This is a genomic window from Chitinophaga barathri, from assembly GCF_003807585.1.
Taxonomy (GTDB): Bacteria; Bacteroidota; Bacteroidia; order Chitinophagales; family Chitinophagaceae; genus Chitinophaga; species Chitinophaga barathri.
Genome location: NZ_RMBX01000006.1, coordinates 68,486 through 92,523 on the forward strand (window position 1 = coordinate 68,486; position 24,038 = coordinate 92,523).

At 54.0% G+C, this 24,038-nt stretch carries 21 protein-coding genes; 13 read left to right on the top strand and 8 right to left on the bottom strand.

The window, feature by feature from the left end:
• The first annotated feature begins 2 nt into the window (after positions 1–2).
• The 6 genes from EG028_RS11835 to EG028_RS11860 all read left to right on the top strand — a co-directional run bounded on the left by EG028_RS11835 (position 3) and on the right by EG028_RS11860 (position 9,030).
• On the top strand, positions 3–2,576 hold the full coding sequence (locus EG028_RS11835) for a sodium:solute symporter family transporter (protein ID WP_120516945.1): 2,574 nt from the start codon (positions 3–5) through the stop codon (positions 2,574–2,576).
• On the top strand, positions 2,573–3,709 hold the full coding sequence (locus EG028_RS11840; RefSeq protein WP_120516944.1) for a sialidase family protein: 1,137 nt from the start codon (positions 2,573–2,575) through the stop codon (positions 3,707–3,709). Before EG028_RS11835 ends, EG028_RS11840 begins: the two co-directional genes overlap by 4 nt.
• Positions 3,710–3,775: 66 nt before the next feature.
• On the top strand, positions 3,776–5,191 hold the full coding sequence (locus tag EG028_RS11845) for a glycoside hydrolase family 125 protein (protein WP_120516943.1): 1,416 nt from the start codon (positions 3,776–3,778) through the stop codon (positions 5,189–5,191).
• Between the two features lie 47 nt (positions 5,192–5,238).
• A complete protein-coding gene (locus EG028_RS11850) occupies positions 5,239–5,589 on the top strand; it encodes a PadR family transcriptional regulator (RefSeq protein ID WP_120516942.1) in 351 nt (116 codons plus the stop codon).
• Between the two features lie 10 nt (positions 5,590–5,599).
• A complete protein-coding gene (gene glpK, locus EG028_RS11855) occupies positions 5,600–7,090 on the top strand; it encodes a glycerol kinase GlpK (RefSeq protein ID WP_120517022.1) in 1,491 nt (496 codons plus the stop codon).
• 392 nt (positions 7,091–7,482) lie between these two features.
• Positions 7,483–9,030: a glycerol-3-phosphate dehydrogenase/oxidase gene (locus tag EG028_RS11860; protein ID WP_120516941.1), complete on the top strand. Its 1,548-nt coding sequence runs from the start codon at positions 7,483–7,485 to the stop codon at positions 9,028–9,030.
• A 4-nt stretch (positions 9,031–9,034) separates the two neighbouring features.
• Here EG028_RS11860 and EG028_RS11865 read toward each other — a convergent pair whose 3' ends face one another.
• The 4 genes from EG028_RS11865 to EG028_RS11880 are packed head-to-tail and all read right to left on the bottom strand — an operon-like array spanning position 9,035 to position 11,167.
• A complete protein-coding gene (locus EG028_RS11865; RefSeq protein ID WP_120516940.1) occupies positions 9,035–9,607 on the bottom strand; it encodes a nitroreductase family protein in 573 nt (190 codons plus the stop codon).
• Positions 9,604–10,044 carry an acyl-CoA thioesterase gene (locus tag EG028_RS11870; protein WP_120516939.1) on the bottom strand — a complete coding sequence of 147 codons (441 nt, stop codon included), beginning with the start codon at positions 10,042–10,044 and terminating at the stop codon, positions 9,604–9,606. The genes EG028_RS11865 and EG028_RS11870 overlap by 4 nt, the downstream gene beginning before the upstream one ends.
• Entirely contained in the window at positions 10,031–10,618 is a 588-nt protein-coding gene (rdgB, locus tag EG028_RS11875) for an RdgB/HAM1 family non-canonical purine NTP pyrophosphatase (protein WP_120516938.1), read from the bottom strand. The genes EG028_RS11870 and rdgB overlap by 14 nt, the downstream gene beginning before the upstream one ends.
• 51 nt (positions 10,619–10,669) lie before the next feature.
• Positions 10,670–11,167 carry a hypothetical protein gene (locus EG028_RS11880; protein ID WP_123864649.1) on the bottom strand — a complete coding sequence of 166 codons (498 nt, stop codon included), beginning with the start codon at positions 11,165–11,167 and terminating at the stop codon, positions 10,670–10,672.
• A gap of 125 nt (positions 11,168–11,292) precedes the next feature.
• Between EG028_RS11880 and EG028_RS11885 the strand changes: the two genes are divergently transcribed.
• The 5 genes from EG028_RS11885 to EG028_RS11910 all read left to right on the top strand — a co-directional run bounded on the left by EG028_RS11885 (position 11,293) and on the right by EG028_RS11910 (position 15,071).
• Positions 11,293–12,399: a branched-chain amino acid aminotransferase gene (locus EG028_RS11885; RefSeq protein WP_241559120.1), complete on the top strand. Its 1,107-nt coding sequence runs from the start codon at positions 11,293–11,295 to the stop codon at positions 12,397–12,399.
• A gap of 908 nt (positions 12,400–13,307) precedes the next feature.
• The gene (locus EG028_RS11895) at positions 13,308–13,607 is read left to right on the top strand and encodes a hypothetical protein (protein WP_120516936.1); all 300 of its coding nucleotides are present in this window, start codon (positions 13,308–13,310) and stop codon (positions 13,605–13,607) included.
• Between the two features lie 135 nt (positions 13,608–13,742).
• On the top strand, positions 13,743–14,123 hold the full coding sequence (rpsL, locus tag EG028_RS11900; protein ID WP_027318727.1) for a 30S ribosomal protein S12: 381 nt from the start codon (positions 13,743–13,745) through the stop codon (positions 14,121–14,123).
• A gap of 32 nt (positions 14,124–14,155) precedes the next feature.
• Positions 14,156–14,623, top strand: a complete 468-nt coding sequence (rpsG, locus tag EG028_RS11905; RefSeq protein WP_120516935.1) for a 30S ribosomal protein S7 — start codon at positions 14,156–14,158, stop codon at positions 14,621–14,623.
• A gap of 88 nt (positions 14,624–14,711) precedes the next feature.
• Positions 14,712–15,071: a hypothetical protein gene (locus tag EG028_RS11910; RefSeq protein WP_120516934.1), complete on the top strand. Its 360-nt coding sequence runs from the start codon at positions 14,712–14,714 to the stop codon at positions 15,069–15,071.
• Between the two features lie 108 nt (positions 15,072–15,179).
• Here the strand turns inward: EG028_RS11910 and EG028_RS11915 are convergent, their stop codons facing one another.
• The 4 genes from EG028_RS11915 to EG028_RS11935 are packed head-to-tail and all read right to left on the bottom strand — an operon-like array spanning position 15,180 to position 20,338.
• Complete coding sequence (locus EG028_RS11915; RefSeq protein WP_185096815.1) at positions 15,180–18,236, bottom strand: collagen-like domain-containing protein; 3,057 nt, start codon at positions 18,234–18,236, stop codon at positions 15,180–15,182.
• Between the two features lie 5 nt (positions 18,237–18,241).
• The gene (locus tag EG028_RS11925) at positions 18,242–18,634 is read right to left on the bottom strand and encodes a hypothetical protein (protein ID WP_120516933.1); all 393 of its coding nucleotides are present in this window, start codon (positions 18,632–18,634) and stop codon (positions 18,242–18,244) included.
• Positions 18,635–18,660: 26 nt separating this feature from the next.
• The gene (gene porV / locus EG028_RS11930) at positions 18,661–19,815 is read right to left on the bottom strand and encodes a type IX secretion system outer membrane channel protein PorV (protein WP_120516932.1); all 1,155 of its coding nucleotides are present in this window, start codon (positions 19,813–19,815) and stop codon (positions 18,661–18,663) included.
• Between the two features lie 16 nt (positions 19,816–19,831).
• Positions 19,832–20,338, bottom strand: coding sequence for a T9SS type A sorting domain-containing protein (locus EG028_RS11935; protein WP_162946491.1), 507 nt, complete (start codon positions 20,336–20,338; stop codon positions 19,832–19,834).
• A 695-nt stretch (positions 20,339–21,033) separates the two neighbouring features.
• Here EG028_RS11935 and fusA point away from each other — a divergent pair.
• Together fusA and EG028_RS11945 are read left to right on the top strand one after the other, a co-directional pair.
• A complete protein-coding gene (gene fusA / locus EG028_RS11940; RefSeq protein WP_120516930.1) occupies positions 21,034–23,178 on the top strand; it encodes an elongation factor G in 2,145 nt (714 codons plus the stop codon).
• Between the two features lie 204 nt (positions 23,179–23,382).
• On the top strand, positions 23,383–23,970 hold the full coding sequence (locus EG028_RS11945; RefSeq protein ID WP_120516929.1) for a hypothetical protein: 588 nt from the start codon (positions 23,383–23,385) through the stop codon (positions 23,968–23,970).
• Positions 23,971–24,038: the final 68 nt, after the last annotated feature.

A 24,038-nucleotide genomic window follows, 5' to 3' on the forward strand; every position in this document is an offset into this window, starting at 1 on the left:
GCATGCGAATATTGAAAAGATGGTTAGTGGCGGTTGCCTGTTTACTCACTTTGAACGCCTTTGCCCAGCAGGCGCCCGAGTCTTTCTTTTCCTGGAAGGAAGGGGCGCAGCTGCCGGATAAGGACGGCCTGGCCGGCAGTTATGCCGGCGTGAGCAACGGCGCGCTTATCATTGCGGGTGGTGCGAACTTCCCGGGCAATACCCGTCCCTGGGCGGGTGGTGTCAAAACCTGGCACGATTCCGTATGGGTGCTGGAAACACCTGGCGGGCAATGGAAAGCCGCCGGTACATTGCCGCGCCCCATGGGTTACGGCGTGTCCCTCTCCGCGCAGAACGCACTGATCTGCCTCGGAGGCGGTGATGCCGGTTCCAACTACAAGGATGCATTTATACTGCGTTACGCGGACGGTAAGATCACCCGCGAGGCCCTGCCCGATCTGCCGGCGCCCGTGATCAACGCCTGTGGCGCCATCATGAACGGCACGATCTATCTCGCCGGCGGCGTGAACACCCTCAACGGTTCCACAGAGCAACAGTTCTGGAGCCTGAGCCTGGACGCTACCGCCGGAAAGCAGGAATGGAAAGTACTTCCCCCGCTGCCGGGCGCTTCGCGTATGCTGGCGATGGCAGGCACAATGAACGGGAATTTTTACCTGTTCGGCGGTGTACATCAGCCCGCCGGCGCTCCCCGCGAGTACCTGAAAGACTGCTGGGAATACACGCCGGCCACAGGCTGGAAAAAGATCGCGGACCTGCCGCACCCGCTGGCAGCCGCACCCACACCGGCTTATACGGCCGGGCAAAGCCACCTGCTGCTTTTCGGCGGGGACGATGGCAGCAATGCCGCCAAAGTGAACGACCTGAAAGACGAGCACCCAGGTTTCAGCCAGGATGTGCTGGCTTATAATATCATCACAGACACCTGGTCTGTAACCGGTGCCATGCCGGTGAGTAAAAAAGCGGATGCCTCTGCTAACCCGCATGCCAGCGTGTACGCCCCGGTGACTACCCCACTGGTGATCTGGAACGGCACCATCGTGCTGCCCGGCGGCGAAGCCAGGCCCGCGGTGCGCAGCCGTCATGTACTCATGGCCGCGCCACAGCAGCCCGGCGGCAGGTTCGGCGGACTGGACTGGCTGGTGATCGCCCTGTATTTTGTGGTGGTAATCGGCATCAGCGTGTATGTGTCCAGGAAAATGGGAGATACCACGGGCGACTTTTTCCTGGGAGGACAAAAGATACCCTGGTGGGCCGCCGGTCTGAGCATCTTCGGCTCCAAGCTGAGCGCGCTTACTTTCATCGCGATCCCCGCCAAGGCTTACGCCACGGACTGGGTATACATCCTGAACAACCTGATGATCATCGCCGTGGTGCCCATTGTGACGAGTTTTTACCTGCCTTATTTCCGCAAGCTGAGAATTACCAGCGTGTATGAATACCTCCAGGTACGGTTCGACGCGAAAGTGAAACTGCTCGGCAGCCTCACTTTCGTGATATTCCAGCTCAGCCGCCTGGGCGTGGTGATTTACCTGCCCGCGCTGGTATTGAGCACGGTAACGGGCACGAATATATTTTTATGTATCGGGCTCACTACGCTGGTCACGACGGCCTACAGCGTATTTGGCGGCATAGAGGCGGTAGTGTGGACGGAAGTGATGCAGGTATTTGTATTGCTTGGCGGCGCGCTCGTAAGTTTCTTTTTTATGGCCGCCAATACGGACGGCGGCCTCGGGGCATTTTTCTCCGAAGCATCGCAGGCCGGTAAATTCAAAGTGGCGGACCTTGGCTGGAGCATGTCCCAGCCTGTGCTGTGGGTGATAGTGGTAGGCGCCTTCCTGACGAACCTGGTGACGTATACCTCGGACCAGGTGGTAGTACAGCGTTACCTCACCACGGCCACCGAAGGGGAAGCCCGCCGCTCCATCTGGACAAACGCATTGATGGTGATCCCGGCCACGTTTATATTTTTTGGCGTGGGCACGGCCCTTTGGTTCTTCTACCGGCATCACCCGGCAGACCTGAACCCGCATGGCAGAACGGACGATGTGTTCCCCTGGTTCATTTCGCAGCAATTGCCCGCAGGCCTGTCAGGGCTGGTGATCGCGGGGCTTTTCGCAGCCACGATGTCCACCATCAGTTCCAGTATGAACGCCATTGCCACGGTGATCACTACAGATTTTTATAAAGGATTTAAAAAAGACGCAACGGACAAACAAAGCCTCGTATTCGCCAAACGCATCACCATGCTGCTGGGCGCTACCGGCTGCGCCATTGCCGTCTATCTCGTATACCTGCAAAACGTTTCCATCTGGGATCAGTACCTGAAGATCATCGGCCTGTTCGGCGGATGCCTGGCGGGTATGTTCGCTGCCGGTATCTTTTTCCCGAAGATCAACAGCAAAGGCATATTTATCGGGTTTATCCTCAGCAGCATCGGCCTCTTTTTTGTGCAGCGCAGCGAATCGATCAGCTTTTTCCTCTACCCGCTGTTTGCCGTGATCGGCTGCGTGGTGATGGGATACATTTTTAGCCTTATTTTCCCGGAATCAAAAGACAAAACACAAATAGCATCATGAAAAAAATTCTCAGCATAGCCGTTATGATCATCGCCTGCTTACCCGTTTGGGCACAGGTGACCGTTTACGAATCAGGTACAGAAGGATACAAATCATTCCGTATACCGGGCCTGGTGAAGCTGCCGGATGGCACGCTGCTGGCCTTTGCGGAAGGAAGGGTAGGCGATGCGAACGACTTTGGGAATATAGACATCGTGGTGAAAAAAAGCAAAAACAATGGGAAGACCTGGAGCCCCCTCCGGTTAGTAGCCGACAACAAGGATATGCAGGCCGGTAACCCCGCTCCCGTAGTGGACCTCACCGACCCTGCCTATCCCCGCGGCCGCGTTTTCCTTTTTTACAATACCGGCAACAATCATGAAAGCGAAGTAAGAAAAGGCAACGGCCTGCGCGAAGCATGGTACGTAACATCTTCAGATGGAGGCGATACCTGGGATGCACCGGTGAACATCACCGCCATGGTACACCGTCCCAAACAGGCGCCTTACAACTTCACGGAAGACTGGCGTTGTTTTTTCAATACCCCCGGCCACGCCATGCAGTTCACCACCGGCACCTTCAAAGGCCGCATCTATGTAGCCACCAATCACTCCGCCGGCGATCAGCAGCCCCGCTTTATGGAATACCGGGCGGGCGGATATTATTCGGATGATCATGGTAAAACCTTCCGGATCAGCGAAGACGTGAGTTTCCCCGGCGGCAACGAAGCCATGGCCACTGAGCTGGGCAATAACAAACTGATGCTGAACGTACGCAACCAGCAGAAAAACGTCAAAGCCCGCATCATTGCCATCAGCAGCGACGGCCGCAGCTGGGACACCGCTTATTACGACCACAACCTGCCGGATCCCGTTTGCCAGGGCAGCCTCATCACGCTGGGTTTCAAAAAAGGCAAAGCTATCCTCGCATTCTCCAACGCCGCCGATACCCTGAACCGGGATAACCTCACCCTGCGCATCAGCCAGGACGAAGGCAAAACCTGGACGCAGCGTTACCCGATAGACAGCACCGGCGAAAAGAACAATTCCGCCTATTCGGACATCCTGGCCATCGGCAAAAGGGAGATCGGCATCCTCTACGAAAAAGACAAATACAGCCGCATCATTTTCACCACCCGGAAGTATAAGAAGTAAGATTTTCCAAAAATTATTGCCTGATAACCTCCTGATTTTGCTATTTTTCAGGATTAATCAAGCAATATGAGCAGAAGAAAGTTTCTCCGGCAGTCCGCTGTACTGTCATCCGCTATCCTGTTGCGCCCCGCGCTGAGCTGGGCAGGCACCCAGGATTTTCCTGTAGTGCGCATCCCCGCTGCACAAAGAAAGTTCCGCAGCGAAGCGGTGGAAAAGGCCATAGCCGCCGTTAAAAGCAAAAGCAAAAACCAGGAGCTGTCCTGGCTTTTTGAAAACTGCTTCCCCAATACGCTGGATACCACCGTTGAATTTACCAACAACGGCCGCCCTGACACCTATGTGATTACGGGAGATATAGACGCCATGTGGCTGAGAGACAGCACCGCCCAGGTGAGTCCTTACCTGCCATTGGTGAAGGAAGACAAAGAGCTTCAACACCTCATTGCCGGTGTGATCAACCACCAGGTGAAGTGTATCCTCAAAGACCCCTACGCGAACGCGTTCTATAAAGACGAAAACAAACAGGGCGAATGGAAGACCGATATCACGGATATGAAACCCGGCATCCACGAGCGTAAATGGGAGATCGATTCACTCTGTTATCCTATCCGCCTCGGGTATATGTACTGGAAAAACACCGGCGATACCGCCCCGTTTGACGAGGCATGGAAAAACTCCATCATCAGCACCGTCAAAACATTTAAGGAGCAGCAAAGGAAAGACGGCCCCGGCCCTTATCATTTCCAGCGCAATACCTCCTGGGCAACGGACGGTGTACCTTTGAGCGGCTACGGTTACCCCGTGAAGCCCGTCGGCCTCATCTGCTCCATCTTCAGGCCCAGCGACGATGCTACCATCTTCCCTTTCCTCATACCTTCCAATTTCTTCGCGGTGGTAAGCCTCCGGCAGGCCGCTGAAATGGTGCTCGCTTTCCACAAAGACGCAAAGCTGGCGGCGGAATGCCGCGCGCTGGCCACGGAAGTGGAGCAGGCCATCCAGAAGTACGCGATCGTTTCACATCCGCAATTCGGCAAAGTATATGCATTTGAAGTGAACGGCTTCGGCAGCTTCAACCTCATGGACGATGCGAACGTGCCCAGCCTGCTGGCCCTGCCGTACCTCGGCGCGGTAAAGGCGAACGATCCCGTGTATGCGAACACGCGCAAACTGATCCTTTCCAAAGAAAACCCTTTCTTCTTCGAAGGCAAGGCAGGCAAAGGCATTGGCAGCCCGCATACCGGTATGCAGCGCATCTGGCCCATCAGTGTGGTGATGCAGGGGCTTACCAGCAACAACGAAGCAGAAATAAAACAATGCCTGGCCACTTTGCAGAAATGCCATGCCGGCAAAGGGTTTATGCATGAATCCTTCCAAAAGGACGATCCCGCACAGTTCACCCGCGCATGGTTCGCCTGGGCAAACACGATCTTCGGCGAGTTCATCTGGAAAGTATACCGCGAAAGGCCGCACTTGCTGGCATAAGCGATTATTGCTTATTTTTAATTGTCTTATAACGTACCCGATCCCTTATGGAGAATAAGCAAAATGCCTATTTCATCACCAGGTGGCAATCCCAGATCAAAAAAGGACTGTTTGAATATATCATTATGCTCCTGCTGCAAAAGAAGGAACGGTACGGTTATGAGCTTATCAGCGAGATCAAGAAACTGGCTGATATGGACATTGCCGAAGGCACTATTTACCCGCTGCTGAGCCGCCTGAAAAAAGAAAAGCTGGTGGAAAGCCGCTGGGTGGAAATGGATGAGGGCGTGCCCCGCAAATATTATAAGCTGACGGACCAGGGGAACGAATACCTGGAAACGATGTATCAATATCTCGGTGAACTGATGCAGGCTATTACGGACCTGAAGGATGTTTAAAAAACAGGAAATGAACGGCGACAAGAAATATATACTTTCCCTTGATCTGGGTTCCAGCGCGGCGGGCGCAGTGCTGTTCAGCCGGCAGGGCCAGGTGGTGAAGCAGCTGCAAAAGGAATATGAAAAATATTACCCGCAGCCCGGGTGGATAGAAGTGGACCCGAACGAGATCTGGTACACCATGCTGTCCGTCATGGAAGAGCTGATCGCCTCTGCCGGCATCCGGGCTTCCGAGATCGCCGGCATCGGTATTGCGAACCAGCGTGAGACCACCGTAATTTGGGACCGCGCCACCGGCGAACCGGTATACAATGCCATACCCTGGCAGGACAGGCGTACGAGCAAACTGGTGGACGAGTTCCGCTACCAGGGTTTCTCCGGCCTCGTACAACGCAAAACCGGCCTCATCCTCGACGCTTATTTTTCCGCCAGCAAAATATCCTGGATACTCGATCATGTGCACGACGCGCGCATCCGCGCGGAGCAGGGTCAGCTGGCTTTCGGCACTATAGACGCATGGCTGATATGGAAACTGACCGCGGGCAAAACCCACGTAAGCGACCTGACCAACGCGTCCCGCACCATGCTGTTCAATATCCATACGCTGGAATGGGACCAGGAGCTGCTGCGCCTGTTCAACATCCCGCACCAGCTGCTGCCCGCTATTTGCAGCAACAGCGAAGTGATCGCCCACACCGCCCCCGGTATCCTGGAAGCCAGCATTCCCATTGCCGGCGTGGCGGGAGACCAGCAGGCCGCCCTCTTCGGGCAGATGTGCCTGGAACCGGGGATGGTAAAAAATACTTACGGAAGCGGTTGTTTCGCTTTGATGAACACCGGTTCCAAACCTATCGTGTCCGACCATCACCTGCTCACCACCATTGCCTGGCGGATAGGGAACAATGTCACGTATGCGCTGGAAGGCAGCGTGTTTGGCGGCAGCTCCGTATTCCGCTGGATCAGGGACGGGCTGGGGCTGATAGAATCCACCGCTGAAATAGAAGCCCTCGCGCAAACCGAGCCGGACAACGGCGGCGTATTGTTCGTGCCTTCGCTTTCCGGCCTGGGCACCCCGCACTGGGACCCTTACGCCCGGGGCATGATCATCGGCATTACGAGGGGCACCTCCAGCGGCCACATTGCCCGCGCCGCGCTGGAGGGCGTAGCCCTGGGCATCGCGGATGCGCTGGATGCCATGGAGAAAGACAGCGGCCGGGCTATTACCGAACTGCGGGTAGATGGTACCTCGGCCACCTACGACTTTTTTATGCAGATGCAGACGGACATCCTGCAATACCCCGTGATGCGGCCGCGGGTAATGCCCGCCAGCGCCACGGGCGCTGCTTACCTGGCCGGGCTGGCCACCGGCTTCTGGACCCTGCAGGAAATAAAAGACCAATACACGATCGCGAGGGTATTCAGCCCCACCGTACCGGTAGATACCCGGCTGCGGGAAAAATGGCAGAAAGCCATTGCCCGGGTGAAGAACTGGGATCTGTAGGCGGCCGGCAGATCACCGGCATGTTTGCCAACCAGTTTGTAATCATGGGTACGTTGCGTAAATGACCGCAGTCAGACGCGATATATTTGAGACGATAGTTACGACAGTTATAATATAAGGCGGAAGGGGAAACCTCTTCCGCCTTTTGTTTTCTTTCACATTCTTTCAATAATTTCAAAAAAACTTTAAAATGCTTTCAAATTCCATCGTAATGTTATAACTTCCAACCAAATATCCGCGTCAAACGTTATCAATCATAACCTACTAATATTCAGAAAATATGAGCCTTAACAGAAATTTCTCCCGAACCTGCCGTAAAATCGATTAAATTTGCCAGTATCGGATTACGATGTATATTGTATAATAATGCCTTTTGAACATACATAGAGAAAATGAACCGCATAGAACAACTGAAAAAGATCGGCAATAACGAGGAATGGGATGTAGTCGTGATAGGAGGAGGGGCCACGGGGCTGGGTGCTGCGTTGGAAGCTACTACCAGGGGATATAAAACACTGCTGCTCGAACAATCTGATTTTGCAAAATCCACGTCCAGTAAAGCAACAAAACTACTTCACGGCGGCGTCCGTTACCTGGCGCAGGGCGATGTGGCCCTTGTCAGGGAAGCCAGCATAGAGCGCGGCCTGCTGCTGCAAAACGCTAAACATCTTGCCAGGAACCTTTCTTTTGTAATACCCGCCTACAGCTGGTGGGAAGGGGTTTTTTATACCGTCGGGCTGAAAGTGTACGACTGGATGGCCGGGCGCCTCAGCCTCGGCGATTCCATTCACCTTTCCCGCAAAAAGACGATGGAAAAACTCCCCGGCCTCAAAGAAGACGGCCTTGCCGCCGGCATCCTTTACCACGACGGGCAGTTTGACGATGCCCGGCTGGCGGTGAACCTCATGCAGACCATCTACGACAAAGGCGGCATCGCCCTCAATTATATGAAAGTGACCAGCCTGAAGAAAAACGGCGGCGGTCAGCTGGGCCTCATCACCGTGGAAGATACCGAAACGGGACGCAGCTATGTCGTTCATACCAAAGGCATTATCAACGCCACCGGCGTGTTTGTGGACGATATCCTGGAAATGGATGACCCCACCATCAAACGTAAGATCGTGGCCAGCCAGGGCGTACACCTCGTGCTGGACCGCAGCTTCCTGCCGGGCGAAAACGCGCTCATGATCCCCAAGACCAGCGACGGCCGCGTATTGTTCGCCGTGCCCTGGCATAATAAAATAGTGGTAGGCACTACGGACAACCCGGTGAACGAGATCAGCCTGGACCCCGTAGCCATGGAAAAAGAGATCGGTTTTATCCTGGAGACCGCCGGCCAGTACCTTGAAAAAACGCCCACCCGCGCGGACGTAAAAAGCGTCTGGGCCGGCCTGCGCCCCCTCGCCAAACCGGAGAAGAGCGAAAAAACAAAAGAGATTTCCCGTAATCATAAGATCATGGTGTCCGCCACCGGCCTGGTCACCATACTGGGCGGCAAATGGACCACCTACCGCAAAATGGGCGAAGATGTGATAGACAGGCTGGAGAAAGTGAAACAATGGCCCGTTACCCAATCCGTAACCCGCCACCTGGCCGTCCATGGTTCCGCACAAAAGCTGGACGAAAAAGATCCTTTATATTATTACGGCTCCGATGCGGCCGGGGTGAAAAACCTGCCGGGCGCCGGGGACGTAATCAGTAGTTCCCTGGGCATTGTAAAAGCACAGGTGCTCTGGGCGGTGCGCACCGAAATGGCGCATACGGTGGAAGACGTGCTGGCGCGAAGGACCCGCGCCCTGTTCCTGGATGCGGAAGAAGCCCTGCGCGTAGCGCCCGGGGTCGCATCCATCATGGCGGAAGAAACCGGCAAAGACAAACAGTGGGAAGAAGAACAGGTACGTTCTTTCCGGGAGCTGGCCAGAACGTACCTGTTACAATAGATAATTACATCCACTTTACTTTTTCTTCAAGCGGCTTCACGCGCCTGCCGGTGCGTGGAGCTTCGTCTGTATACCCGAGATATAAAAATCCAAGTACTTTATCTTCATCGCGGAGGCCCAGGTAATCCTGCATGGCGGGGTGATAGGTCATGCCGCCGGAGCCCCAGTATACGGCCAGTTGTTTGGCGGTGGCGCCCAGCCAGAGGTTCTCCACTGCGCAGGCTGTTGCCGCGATCTCTTCAATCTCCGGGATCTTGGTATTGGAGCCGCGTTTCATGCAGATGGCTATCACGTGGCTGGCGAGGTCTCCCTGCGTTTTCAGTTTCTCGTAACTGCCCTCTGTGAACAGGTTGGCCGGTGTGTAGGTTTTGTACAGTTCTGCGTGCGCGGTACAGAATTCCTGTACTTTATCGCCCCCGTACACCACAAAATACCAGGGCTCGGTGAGGCCGTGGGTAGGCGCCCAGTCCGCGAGCTGCATCAATTCCTGTACCGTTGCGTCGTCCACCTTTTTGCCGTTCATGCTGGTAGGTTTTACCGTGCGGCGGTGGGTAATGATCTGTGTGATATCGTTCATGCTGTTGTATTGTCGATTTGTTGTTTAAATAGTTCGGGCAGCCGCGCAACTTTGCGGGTCTTGTAGTCAAAACACACCATGCCGGTTTTGGCTTCCGCGACAATGATCTGTTTGCCGTCGCGGGTGGTGCTCAGGCGGTAATACAGGTCGTAACCCAGGCTGCTCAGTTCGTCCGCGGCCACTTCCACGGTGAGCGCATCGCCGTAAAATCCTTCGCCCTTGTACATCACGGCCAGGTCCGCCATGATCAGCGAAGTGCCGAAAAAGTCCAGCTCGGTGCAGCCGAGGGACCCGAGGTATTGCATCCTGGATTCGTGCAGGATGGACACGATCGCGTCATTACCCAAATGCCCGCCGTAGTTCACATCCGTGATCCTCACCGGGATGACGGTGCTGAAGCGGAAAACGGCCGGCATATCGATCTTAACTCTTGCCATGCTGTTGTTGTAAAAATGTGATCAGTTTTTTAAAAGCCTTTGCCCGGTGGCTGTATTGGTTTTTCTCCGAAAGCTCCATCTCCGCGAAACTTTTGCTCCCGCCCAGCGGCTGAAAGATGGGATCGTAACCGAACCCTTCGCCGCCTTTTCTTTCATGGAGGATTTCACCTTCCGCCACGCCTTCAAACTGGTGCTCGGCGCCGTCGATGATCAGGGAAATAACGGTGCGGAAACGCGCACTGCGGCCGGTTTTGCCTTCCATCAGGCGCAATACCTTGTCGATATTGTCCGGGGCGCTTTTCTGCTCGCCGGCATAACGGGCGGAGAGCACGCCGGGCTCGCCGTTGAGTGCGTCTATCTCCAGGCCGGTGTCTTCCGAAAAGGAGTTTTTGCCGGTCATGTTAAAAATGACGGTGGATTTCTCCCGCGCGTTTTCTTCCAGCGTATCGTGCGGCTCGGGAATGTCTATATCGATGCCCGCTTCCTCCAGGGTAATGATGGAAAACTCGTTGCCGAGCAGCGAGCGGATCTCTTTGATCTTATTGTTGTTGTTCGTGGCGAATACGAAAGTCATATGTCTTTACTTGCTGTCCGCGAAGATACTTGCGGCGCGTTGGTTTGAAGATTAAATACCGAATAATTGTTTCAGTCCCATCCAAAGACGGCCTTTCAGGGCTTTGTCTGTTGCAATCAGTTGCAATTCGTCAGAATAAAGACAGGGGAGCTGTTCATGCGTCTCCAGCTGGTAGGCTTGCATCGGCGGAAGCCCAATGTTGGCGGGCGGTACCGCGAAAATGATGCATTGGCGGAAGGGGACTGCATTTTTATAACCGGCGAGGGTAAGGCCCGGGTAAGTTGCCGCGTTCACCAATGCAACATCCTGCATTCCGAGTTTGCAGGCATTCAAAATATTGGTGAGGAGATTGAATAATTCCTCATTTAAATATGCTTCGCTTTCGTTTTGTATCAGCAGCAGGATGTTTTTTTGATTTTCGCCTAAATATTTCACTTTGGGCAACGCTTTCTCCGTGACGGGAGCCGCCTTGCGCGCCTCTGGGATGATAGGCTGGTCGTACATTTGCGCTAAAAGATAAGGGTCCAGCTCCAATTGCTCAAGGCTCATAAATATTGTGTTAAGGTTTAATGTGACGATCCCTTCTCGGGGAAAAAACGTTTATTTGCGGATCGTTCGGTGGAACGGTACCTGCTTAAGAAAGTGTAAAAATATTGAGATTAAACTGATAAACCATGATGGCAGTTGAGCATCCCACCGCTAAATCTACAGTAATGGAAGAGGCGAAGAGAAGAATTAAAGTCACCAAAACAACAAATAGCCGCCTGGCTGAAGTGGATTTTAACAATCTGGTTTTTGGTAAAAAATATGCCGACCATATGCTGGTGGCGGATTTTGACGGAAAAGAATGGAAAAACGCAGAGATCCTGCCTTTTCAGAACCTGAGCGTAAGCCCTTCAAACGCCGCCTGGCATTACGGGCAGGCTATTTTTGAAGGCATCAAGGCGTATAACGACCAGGAAGGCAATCCCATGATCTTCCGCCCTTACGACAACTATGCGCGTTTTAATAAAAGCGCGGAAAGAATGGGTATGCCCGATGTGCCTGAATGGCTGTTCGTAGGCGGTATGGCCATGCTGATAGACCTGGACAGGCAATGGGTGCCCTCAAACGAAGGCTGCTCCCTGTACCTGCGTCCTTTTATGATTGCGGCTGACGAGTTCATTGGTGTACGCCCTTCGGACACGTACAAATTTGCGATCATCAACAGCCCTTCAGGGCCATATTTTAATAAACCCATCCACCTGCTGGTGCAGGACAAATACATCCGCGCATTCCCCGGCGGTGTGGGCTATGCGAAAGCGGCCGGCAACTACGGCGGCGCCATGTACCCCACCATGCAGGCCCGCAAGGACGGTTACGACCAGATCCTGTGGGTGGACGGCCACGAATACAAATGGCTGCAGGAATGCGGCACGATGAACGTGTTTGTGATCATCGGGAACCGGGCCATTACCCCTGATCTTACGAACGGCACTATCCTGGCCGGCGTTACCCGCGCCAGCGTGATGGATGTGCTCACGGATATGGGCCTGGAAGTGGAGGAGCGCCCGGTGTCCATCGAAGAGGTGGTGGCCGCTTACGAAAACGGCACCCTGCGCGAGGTATTCGGCACGGGTACTGCCGCGAGCGTGGCTTACGTGGAGCAGCTGGATTATAAAGAGCACAGGATCAGTATGGATACCACCCAATACGAGATCGGCGCCGAGGTGATCAGCCGCCTGGATGCGATCCGTACCGGGAAAGCGGAAGACAGCCGCAGTTGGAATTTCCACATCTGATGATGTCATGATATTACGTCGCAAAGGGCCCTGTAAGGGGCCCTTTTTTATTGGTCTTAGCCGTTAGTTAAAACGATGCACTTTAGTGGAAGGGCTTTAGTAATGCGGGAAAATCTACCACAGAACCGGCCTTGTTTGTGGCGTCGTTGTGAAAAAGGCCGTCATTGCGAGGAGCCGCGGGGGATTTGTGCGGGAGCCGCGACGAAGCAATCTCCATATCCTGGCGTACATCCATCCGATGGAGGAGATTGCTTCGTCGCCCCACCCACTTTTAGCGCTGCGGCTCCTCGCAATGACAGGCTTTGGGCTAGCTTGGGGCACTAATGTGGAGGATCAGCGCCGGGTCTACACCGGGTTTAAATCGGGTCTACATCGGGTCTACATCGGGTCTACATCGGGTCTACATCGGGTCTACACCGGGTCTATACCGGGTCTATATCGGGTCTACACCGGGTTTGCACCGCAAATCATTGTAAGCCTATATCAGGACAAGACCGGGCAAAATGCCCGCTAACCTTTGTCTAACTCACTGTAACCTTTATAAAAGCCGGTGTAACCTTTGTCTAACCTTTATGTAACCTTTATGTTTTTTGGGAAAAAAGGCACTGATCGTCACCGTTGAAGTATAGATACTCCATGGATACTCCTGGGATACGCCTAGGATAGTGTATGGGGAGTGTATGGATGGGTACTTTTGTCATGAGCATGACAATTGGTCTCTAATAGTAGTCTAAGAGTAGTGATAGTGTAGTAGAGTAGTCTAAGAGTAGTGTAATAGCAGTAGTGAAGTAGTAGCGAAGCTGTTCCTAAGCAGTACAGAAGTAGTAAACAAGTAGTAAAGGCTGGGCGGGCATTTTTCCGGGATGCCTGTTGCCCGGATGCTTCCCGGTTTGTATCTTTGCGGACTTATGACGATTGCCGGTTTTAAAACTTCGCTGGACCAACAGTTGCCGCCTGCCGGGCTTACGCCGGCTTTGCTGGCGCTTTGGTGGGATGGTAAGGGGGATTGGGACCGGAGCCACGATATCGCGCAGGAAGACCATTCCCGGGCAGGTTCCTGGGTGCATGCCTATCTTCACCGCAAGGAAGGAGACCAGGGCAATGCGGCTTACTGGTACGCAAGGGCGGGCAAAGCGGTTTTCCGTGGTGCCCTGGAAGCAGAGTGGGAGCAGATTGCGGGGGATTTATTGTTGGAAAATGCCGGTTAATCCCGCTTTTTTCTAATTTTCTCTTTCACAATTTTGGTTTCTAAATAGAAAGTGATACCTTTGCCCTCCCAAATTCTCACAATGGGCTATTTGGATGTAATTGTAAACAAGCAGAAAAATATAAATTAGGTAAGAATGCCTACAATACAACAATTAGTAAGAAAAGGAAGAGAAATTATCCGGGCCAAGTCCAAATCCAGAGCGTTGGATGCTTGTCCTCAGCGTCGTGGCGTATGCACCCGTGTGTACACAACCACCCCTAAGAAGCCGAACTCCGCTTTGCGTAAGGTGGCGAAAGTGCGCCTCACCAACAAGATCGAGGTGATCGCTTACATCCCGGGTGAAGGCCATAACCTGCAGGAGCACTCTATCGTACTGATCCGCGGCGGCAGGGTGAAAGACCTTCCGGGTGTTCGTTACCATATCGTTCGTGGTTCTTTGGATACCGCCGGTGTGAAAGACAGGAAGCAGAGCCGTTCCAAGTATGGTACCAAAAAGGAAAAGGCTAAGAAATAATCAATTATAAATAGTTACAATTTTTCTAATAAATGAGAAAGCAAGCTGCGAAAAAATTACCCCTGGCTCCGGACCCAAGATTCCAGGACAAGCTGGTAACCCGCTTCGTGAATAACATCATGGAACAAGGGAAAAAAAGCATTGCCTACAGAATTTTCTATGATGCAGTAGACCGCGTTAGCCAGATGACTAACGAAAACGGATATGAGATCTGGAAAAAAGCATTAACTAACGTTACTCCTGCCGTAGAAGTGCGCAGCCGCCGTATCGGTGGCGCCACCTTCCAGATCCCCGCTGAAGTACGCGCTGACCGTAAGGTGTCCCTGAGCATCAAATGGCTGGTACGTTACGCCGGTGAAAGGAACGGTAAGAGCATGGCTGAGAAACTGGCTAACGAAATCGTTGCCGCCAGCAAAGGTGAAGGCGCCGCTTTCAAAAAGAAAGAAGATACCCACCGTATGGCTGAAGCGAACAAAGCTTTCTCCCACTTCAAAGTTTAGTACATTCCCGCCCCTGGCGGTATGCATATAACTCAGCGAACATCCCCCGGATATCGGGGGATGTTCGCTTTTTTGTATATTTCCACCCATGAAATCCACCCTTATACCTGTGCTGATCGTCAGCGCCGCTGCCGGTCTTTATTTTACCCTGAGTTTTACCTTCCGTGAAGATTATTCCCTGGGCGCTTACCTCCCCGGGTATGTGCTCACCCTCAGCTACCTGATCGTCAAGTGTTGCAGCGTGCCCCTGGGGTTCAATAAGATACGCATCCGCCTGACCTGCTCCTTCATTCTCTACACCATCCTGATCTGCCTGTATTATTACCCGCTCTGGTGGGCTTTTCTCAGCAAATTCAGGGACAACGATTTTATGCATATCCTGATCATCATCACCCTCACAGAGTTCCTACATACCTATCGGTCGTACTTTTTCCCCCGCGCCAAATAAGAAAGGGCCGTTCCAAAAGGAACAGCCCCCTCACAAAACCAGACATATACCTTTGAGGTCAAAAGTATGTCTGCTGGCACTGTAGCCAGCGTACCCGGTTTTTCAACATTATTTAACGTTGACGAGTACCTTGATTTTTCCGGTGCCTGAAGGCAACTCCTGCAAAGCCTTCCCGATTACCTGGCCGGCTTTGATCTTTTCAGGATCGGCTTTCATGGCGTAACCTTTTTTGCTGGAAGTGACCAGCAGGTCGCCACGTTTGATCGGCCCGCCTTCGTCGCACACTTTGGTGGGTATTACGCCCACCACGCCCATCGGGATCATATCCGTGATATCTTCCACACCTTCCACTTCCGTGAGCAGCACGCCCGGTTTGGTGGCGTATACGCCGGCTACCAGGGTGGAGTAGGGAGTGGTGGATTTTTCCATCGTACGGTCCGTACTGGTGGAGATCACCATTACATCGCCCGGCTCATATTCGCCGATGGCGCCGGTTACGTCAAAAGCTTCGGCAATATCTGCCCCGCTGTTTTGAGTACCGCCGTTGAAGAAGCCCCTGCCAGCTGCGTTGATGCGGGCTACGTTCACTGTTCCGGGGTTGCCGGATTTGAACACCGCGATGGAGCCGTTGCTGTGCTGTTCTACGGTGAGCGCGGGGTTGGTGTTGCCGGTATTGAAATTCACAAAGCGCGCGGCTCTGCCCTGGCCGAAGTTGGGCACCCAGGCGTAGATAGCCGCACCGGTCCCGTCCGCGGTGGTTTCCACACCGTCTCCGCCGTTGCTGGCATTGGCGGTAATACCGTTGCCGTTACCGTCCGCAATTGCGATAATTGCAGGGCCGTTGCCTGCGGGGTTGCTGGAATGGAAAAGGCCTGCAAAGCCGCCAGTGCCGGAAGAAATACCGTATATCCCCGCCGTTCCGAAGTTGGAGAACTGGGAGTTCACTTCCCCGCGAACAGCCGCTTTGGTACCGGTAACCCTATCTACCTTGAAGTTACCCGCAATACCGTTACCTACGGTAGTTACGGTGATTGCATCGCTGATATTGTCTTCATTGAAAATATTGAAACGCCCCGCCCTGCCCGTGGCAAAAGAGGGCACCCAGGCATATAAAGCGTTCCCCGCGCCGTCGATATTGGTTTCTACGCCGTTGCCATCTTTGCTGGCATTGGCGGTAATGGCATTGCCGTTCCCGTCGGTAATCGCTACCAGCGAGGCGCCGTTCCCCGCGGGATTGGATGCATGGAAGAGCCCTGCAAAGCCGCCGGTGCCAGAGGATATGCCGAATACACCGGCCGCCCCAAAGTTGCCGAAGATGGTTTTTACTTCGGCGCGCACGGCAGCAGCTACACTATTGGTATTATCCACCAGGAATGAAGCGGCATTGCCCTGCGTGTTGTCGGGAATATTGCCGTTGCCGTTGGTTTCCACCTCCAGTACGTTGCCCATGGTATTGGTCTGGTTAAAGTTCTCGAACCTGCCCGCACGGCCGGTGCTGCCATTCAGCCCTACCTGCCCGAGCACGCCTACGGCGGTGCCGGTGGCATTGGTAGCGATGAAACCGCGCACGCCGTAACCACCCCCATCATTACGGCCTACTACCGCGCCTGCAATATCGCTGGTAGTGCGGCCTACCACCGCTTCTCCACCCGCGGTGTTATCGCCTATAACACCAGCGGAAGTTACGGCGCTGGTTATACCATGCACCGCAAAACCAGCGGCGGTTGAGCTGCGTACGCCCGCGCCGTTACCCGAGCTGGTGACGTTCACAACTGTTCCGTTGCCTACTGTGTTGGCAGTCAATACACTATTGTTATTTGCGTTGTTGAAGATGGCTATATTGGCAGGGGTGCCGTTGTTGCTCGTAGCTGTGAGGCCGGTACCGGTATTACTGTTGGCATAAACGCCGGTGCCACCGGCAGATGCATTACCGTAAACGCCGAGACCATTAGGCGTAGTGCCGTACACGCCCCAGCCTGAGCCTGCCTGTGAGCCGTACACGCCCACACCAAGGCCGCCAGTGCCGTTGTTGATCCCTCTTACGCCGGCAGAAAAACCGCCGGGCGATGCGCTGCTCACAATACCCCTGACGGCTGCAATGTTGGAAGTAGCCGTGTTGTTGATGCCCTCAATGGAGGTGCCGTCACCATCATTGGTGATGGAAAACAAGGTACCGGCATTATTTTCTGTGGTCACAAAAGGCAGTACAAAACCGCCGCCGCCGGGGATGGTAGCGGGCGTCCAGCTAACGCCGTTGAATTTTAATACCTGGTCCAGGACGGGCGCGGCGTTTGTAACCGGCTTGCCTTGTAACGCTACTACCAGGGGGCTGGGATAGGTGCCGCCAAGATCACCGCTTGCCGGGCCAGCAAGGGCACCGGCAGGGCCAACGGGGCCGGCAGGACCGGCAGGGCCGGCAGGGCCGATCGGACCAAGAGGGCCAGCCGGACCAACCGGACCAGCAACACCAGCGGGACCAACCGGGCCAAGCGGGCCAGCTACACCAGCGGGGCCAATCGGACCGGCAGGGCCAGCAGGACCAGCCAGGCCAGCGGGACCTGCAGGACCAACGGGACCAGGGGCCCCTATGTCTCCGGCCGGACCAACCGGGCCGTCAGCACCAGCGGGACCTACAGGCCCCACAGGGCCGGCCGCACCTACCGGGCCGGCGGGACCAGCCGGTCCTACCGCACCGGGTGCCCCGGGTAAGCCCATCGCGCCGGGAGCACCAGCGGGGCCAGCCGGACCAACGGGGCCGGGAGTACCATTGGCGGAAAACTGTGCAAAGGGTACGCTCATCAGCTGGTTAGCGCCAATGGATACGAAGCCGCTGCCGGGGTTCACTTCCACCTGCAGGAACTGGTTCACGTCTCCCCAGGGAACGGCCGCGAAAGTGCCGGTAACGGGTGTACCGCGTCCTACCTGTAAGTTGAACAGCCCGAGGCTATTGGTATTGGTGGCATGTGTTTCCTGGTATTGTACGGGACCCGCGGCGGACCCGCCACGGATGGTGAACCGTACCGTCAAAGGCTGGCCGGACAGCACGGTGCCGTTGTTGTTGCGGGCCACTGCCTGGTAGTTAAAACCAGACAGGCCGTTCTGGGAAAAACTCTCCTGCGTTATGAGCAGAAGCATGGATATAGCAAGGAATAATATTTTTTTCATGGTGCTCAGTTTTTGGGTTTGGGGCTGTTGTCCGGACCCTGGTCAGGTTTAGGGGTGATGGTTTTTTTCAGGGCCTCGCGCTGTGCTTCTATTTCCTTATTTGCTTCAGTAGCAGGTTTGGAAGAAGACAGGTTTGCCGTTGAAGCTTTTTGCACCGGGCGCGGAGCAGCGCTGCCCGCTGGCTTCTGGTAGTTGGTGAAGATCCGGGCTCTAATGGCTTCGCTGCTGGAAAGAGTGGCCTCTACGGGCTTTGCCGCCAGCGGGGAAGCGGTTGCTTTGAGCTTAGCCTGATCGCTGGCATAACTGGGGAACAGCACGTCCCTCGTTTTTTGCTGCGCACTGGCAGCATAAATGCCGGCCACTGTCAGGAAAATGATGAACAGGAATATTGCTTTCATATCGAAGTGTTTGTGAGGTTTTATGATTATCTGTTGACGAAGGGTGAGTACATGAGCGTGAAGTTGAAGCTCCTTCTCCTGATCTGGCTGGTGCCGGTGGGCATGAGGTAAGCCACGTCCACCTGGAATCCCTGGATGTTTACGCCGATGCCGGCGGTAAAATGCTGGCGGTTGCCCTTGTCAGGGTGCTCGTAGAAGTAACCCGTGCGCACAAAGAACTTCCGCTGGTAGTTGTATTCCATACCGGCAGCCACGGAGAACTCCCTGAGCTCTTCCTGGAATCCGCCCGGCGCATCGCCAAAGGAGGAGAAGACGGCATCCGCCACGCCCCTGTTGGGGTCTTTTCCTTTTTCGATCTCGTTGGTAGGCACGCCGTTGATGTCCAGCTTGTAAATGGGCGGGGTGGGCACCAGGAGTTTGTTCACGTCCGCGGCCAGGGTGAAGGTGTGATCTTCCGTATGCACAAAGGAGTACCCGCCGCCGATGCGCAGGTTCATGGGCAGGAAGGTCTTTTTGGTATTATCGTCCGAATACCTGAGCCTGGAACCGAGATTCGTAAAGCTCACGCCCCAGCAATAGCGGTTGCCGCCTTCGATGTGGTTCGCGTATGCCTGGTAATACAGGCCTACGTCCCCGGCCACGGCATTGGCGGGCTGCAATTGCTGCCCGTTGAAGGTGCCTGAGCCCATCTCGCTGCGTATATACCGCAGAGCCACGGCAAGGCTGAACTTCTGCCCCAGCTTACGGGCGTAAGTGGCGTCTATGGCGTATTCCTTGGGCCTGTACTGCTGGAGTTCCATGCCGTTTTCATCCCGGAAGGTGACTTCCCCGTAATTGAAATATTTGACGGAGATGCCTATGCTTTGCTGCTCTTCAAAAGTTTTGAAGGCGGATACATAGGCCATGTGTGTTTTCTGATCGTTGAGGTCAAACATCCAGGGGGCGTAGGATGCGCTCACGCCCCAGGGCCCGGCGAAGGGAAGTTTGGCGGCATTGCCGAACATACTGTTTGCGTCCGGCTCGGCGCCGGTGACTGCGTCGCCCATACCGCTGGTGCGGGCATCTGGGTTTACGAGCAGGAAGGATGCGCCGATATTGAGGGGTTGCTGCTGTGATTTTTGTGCCATCAACGGATGCACGGCCACGGCGGCCATCAGTGCAGTCAATATCCATTGCTTCATGGTGATCTGTTTTAGGCTACTGAACAATGAGTTTTTCGGTGAATACATGCCCGTTCACCTTGAAGATGACGGTGTATATGCCGGAAGCGAGCTTGTCCACCGGTGTCGGGATGGTGATCTTCCCGGCGCCGTATTGTTTAACCTCCTGGAAAATGACCTGTCCGGAAGTGTTCATGAGCATAAACACGACGGTAGCGTCTGTGAGGAGGTTAAAGGAAATCCTGACGGTAGTGAGCGCAGGATTGGGGAAAAGCATAAAATCCAGGATAGGATTTGCCCCCTGTGGCGGCTTTGGGATCACTTCCGGCTGGTGGAAGCCCTGGGAGAGGGTAATGTTGCCGGCGGAGAGTGTGATCACGGCCGGTTCACCGATGGTGTAGTCCAGCTGGATGTTTCCGGCAGTGCCGGTACCGCCGCTGCTGGCCACTACTTCCCTGACGAGGACGAGCTGCGCCTGCGCGGGCATCCACGCCATTGCCAGGAAAATGGCCATTAAGAGGAGTCTGGTAGAACAATGTTTCATACATGAATGGTTATGTGATGGTTTTGGAAAAACAGGGCAATAAACAGCCTGCGCACAAGGAGTGTCTTGTGCGAAAGGGCTGAAAGTCATGACAATAGCGTTCCATATGCAGTGTTTGCTGCAAGACGGTTCTGCCGGAAACTGAAGAAAAAATGGGCCTGTATGTGAGGGATAGACTGTGCTGTCAGTTCATGGGCTCCCGGAAATGCTGCTGTTATGCACTTGGCCGGCGTTTTGGTCAGCCGCCTGGCTCTCGGTCAAAATAATGCCGGGTGATGAATGGTTACTGTTATGCTGCCTCCATACGGTCTGATACCGGGCGTGGTATTCGGTTTACGCCCGGCAGGATTAGTTATTTTCGGTTAAGTAATTGAGTGTTAACATACGGGGTTCAAATAGTTCGACAATGTAAATATACGAACTACTCACTACTGGGTATACGTCATTTCATTTTTGGCGGTTTTGGAATGACCGGCGGTTGGATTTGGATGACAAATTAACGGCGGGAATGGCTAATTTTGCCCCGGAAGCATGCGGATCAGGCACAGAATGAACATTAGCGGGAGGTGGGCGATGAGCCGGGAAGGCCGGGCGCGGAGATTTAACAATTATGCAAAGAATATCGTCTTTATTTATTGATAAATAATGATTACCTTTGCCCCCCAAATTGCATTACTTATAGTCATTTTACTTTTATGGCAGACTTAAGATTTCAAAGAAACTTTGGTATTGCGGCGCACATCGATGCCGGTAAGACCACTACCACAGAGCGTATCCTGTATTATACAGGGAAGACCCACAAAATCGGTGAGGTTCACGAAGGGGCAGCTACCATGGACTGGATGGCCCAGGAGCAGGAGAGAGGTATTACCATCACATCTGCTGCTACCACCTGTTTCTGGAACTTCCCTACACAGCAGGGTCAACCGCTGCCGGATACCAAACAGTATAAATTCAATATCATCGATACTCCGGGCCACGTGGACTTTACCGTAGAGGTAGAGCGCTCCCTGCGTGTACTGGACGGACTGGTAGCACTGTTCTGCGCCGTATCCGGTGTTGAACCCCAGTCTGAAACCGTATGGCGCCAGGCGAACAAATACCGTGTTCCCCGCGTTGGTTTCGTGAACAAAATGGACCGCTCCGGTGCGGACTTCCTGAACGTGGTAAAACAGGTGAAGGAAATGCTCGGTGCAAACCCCGTTCCCCTGATGCTCCCCATCGGCGCTGAAGACAACTTCAAAGGCGTTGTGGACCTGATCACCATGAAAGGTATCATCTGGGACGAAGCCGGTAAAGGCGCAACTTTTGAAGAGATCGCTATCCCCGCGGACATGCAGGACGAAGCTGAAGAATGGCGCGCGAAACTCGTTGAGGCAGTTGCCGAATACGACGACAAACTGATGGAAAAATTCTTTGAAGATCCCAATTCCATCTCCGAAGAAGAAATCCACGAAGCTATCCGCAAAGCCACCATCGACATGGCTATCATCCCGATGATGTGCGGTTCTTCCTTCAAAAACAAAGGCGTTCAGAAAATGCTGGACGGCGTTTGCCGCTACCTGCCTTCTCCGATGGACGTTGAATCAGTATCCGGTATCAATCCTGATAATGGTGAAGAGATCCTGCGTCACCCCGATGCAAAAGAACCTTTTGCGGCGCTGGCGTTTAAGATCGCAACGGATCCTTTCGTAGGTCGTCTGGCATTCTTCAGGGTTTACTCAGGCCGCCTGGACGGTGGTTCTTACGTACTGAACACCCGTACCGGCAAAAACGAGCGTATCAGCCGTATCATGCAGATGCACGCTAACAAGCAGAACCCGATCGACTTCATCGAAGCCGGTGATATCGGAGCTGCCGTTGGTTTTAAAGATATCAAAACAGGCGATACATTGTGCGCGGAAGATCATCCGATCATCCTGGAATCAATGTCTTTCCCTGAACCCGTAATCCACGTTGCTATTGAGCCTAAAACTCAGGTGGACGTAGATAAAATGGGTCTGGCTATCTCTAAACTGGTAGAAGAAGATCCTACCCTGAGAGCAAAAACAGATGAAGAAACCGGCCAGACCATCCTGAGTGGTATGGGTGAGCTTCACCTGGAGATCATCGTAGACCGTATGCGTCGCGAATTCAAGGTAGAAGTAAACCAAGGTGCGCCGCAGGTTGCTTACAAAGAAGCTTTCACCAAAGTTGTTGAGCACCGTGAGGTCTACAAAAAACAAACAGGTGGTCGCGGTAAGTTTGCGGACATCCAGGTAGAGATCGGCCCTGCTGATGAAGAATGGCTGAAAGAAAACGAAGGCAAAACCTTCCAGTTCGAGAATGCGGTATTTGGCGGTGCAATCCCCAAAGAATTCATTCCCGCTGTGGCAAAAGGTTTTGAAAACTCCATGGGTAGCGGCGTACTGGCTAACTTCCCGCTCACGAGCCTGAAAGTTAAACTGTTCGACGGTTCTTTCCACGCAGTTGACTCCGACGCAATGTCTTTCGAGCTTTGCGCCAAAACAGCCTTCCGTGAAGCCGGCCGTAAAGCCAAACCGGTTCTGCTGGAGCCTATCATGAAAGTAGAAGTAACCACTCCCGACCAGTACATGGGTGACGTAACAGGTGACCTGAACCGCCGCCGTGGTATGCTGGAAGGTATGGAAAGCCGCAATGGCGCACAGGTGATCAAAGCCAAAGTGCCCCTGAGCGAAATGTTCGGTTACGTAACGCAGCTGCGTTCACTGTCTTCCGGACGTGCTTCTTCCATCATGGAATTCTCTCACTACAACCCCGCACCTACCAACGTCGCTGAAGAAGTGGTGGCTAAGGTGAAAGGTAAAGTGAGTGCCTAATTAGCACAAGTTGATAGATAGAAATAAGAAAAAGGCCCCGGCGTTTGCCGGGGCTTTTTTTATGCAGCCAGGCCTCAAACGGCCGGAGGGGTTATTTCAGCAGCCCTTACCGTCACTTCAGCAACCCATAATGGCGTTTCGGTTTCATCTTGTAACTTTTCGCGGCGTTCGGCGCTTAACAGGGTAACCTCAAACTGAAATGCCATGCTCAACCTCAAGCTCCTCCCGGCTTTAGCCGCGGTGATCTCATTGACTGCCGCCTGCCGCAAAACCGTAAAAGAACCCAAACCTGACTACCGCCACCGCACGCTGAACGATACAGAAGTGCGTTACCTGCAACCTTTTTCGCTGGATGTGGACGAAGACAGCGCCGGCGACCTTTATTTCACCGTCGGGCTTATCAACGATACCGAAGGCACCCACGCCAAATTTGCCGTGGTGAGTATGCTCTCCGCCAAACTCCTGTCCATCCCCGATTCCGTGGCACGGCTTAGGAAAAACGAGAACATCCCGCTGGTACCGGACCATCCCCGCGAATGGAACGGATATGATACCTACCTCTGCGAAATCTTCATCCCAAGGATCAACCCAACAGGTGCTGTTACCTGGCGTGGCTCATGGGTGGCGGCGGACAGGCAATACCTGGGCATGCAGTTCATGAGCGGGCAGACGGCTTACCTGGGCTGGGTAAGCATGTCTGTAGACACGGCGCGGGACTGTATGGTGCTGCACGAATGCGCCTGGCGGGCAGCGTCCGCCGGGGATGTGACCGCGGGCGTTACCCGTAACTGAAGCATGCCCGGACCCGGGGGCAGTGCTTCCCGCCGCCTGCGGGAAATACTTTTTTACCCGCCGTTCTT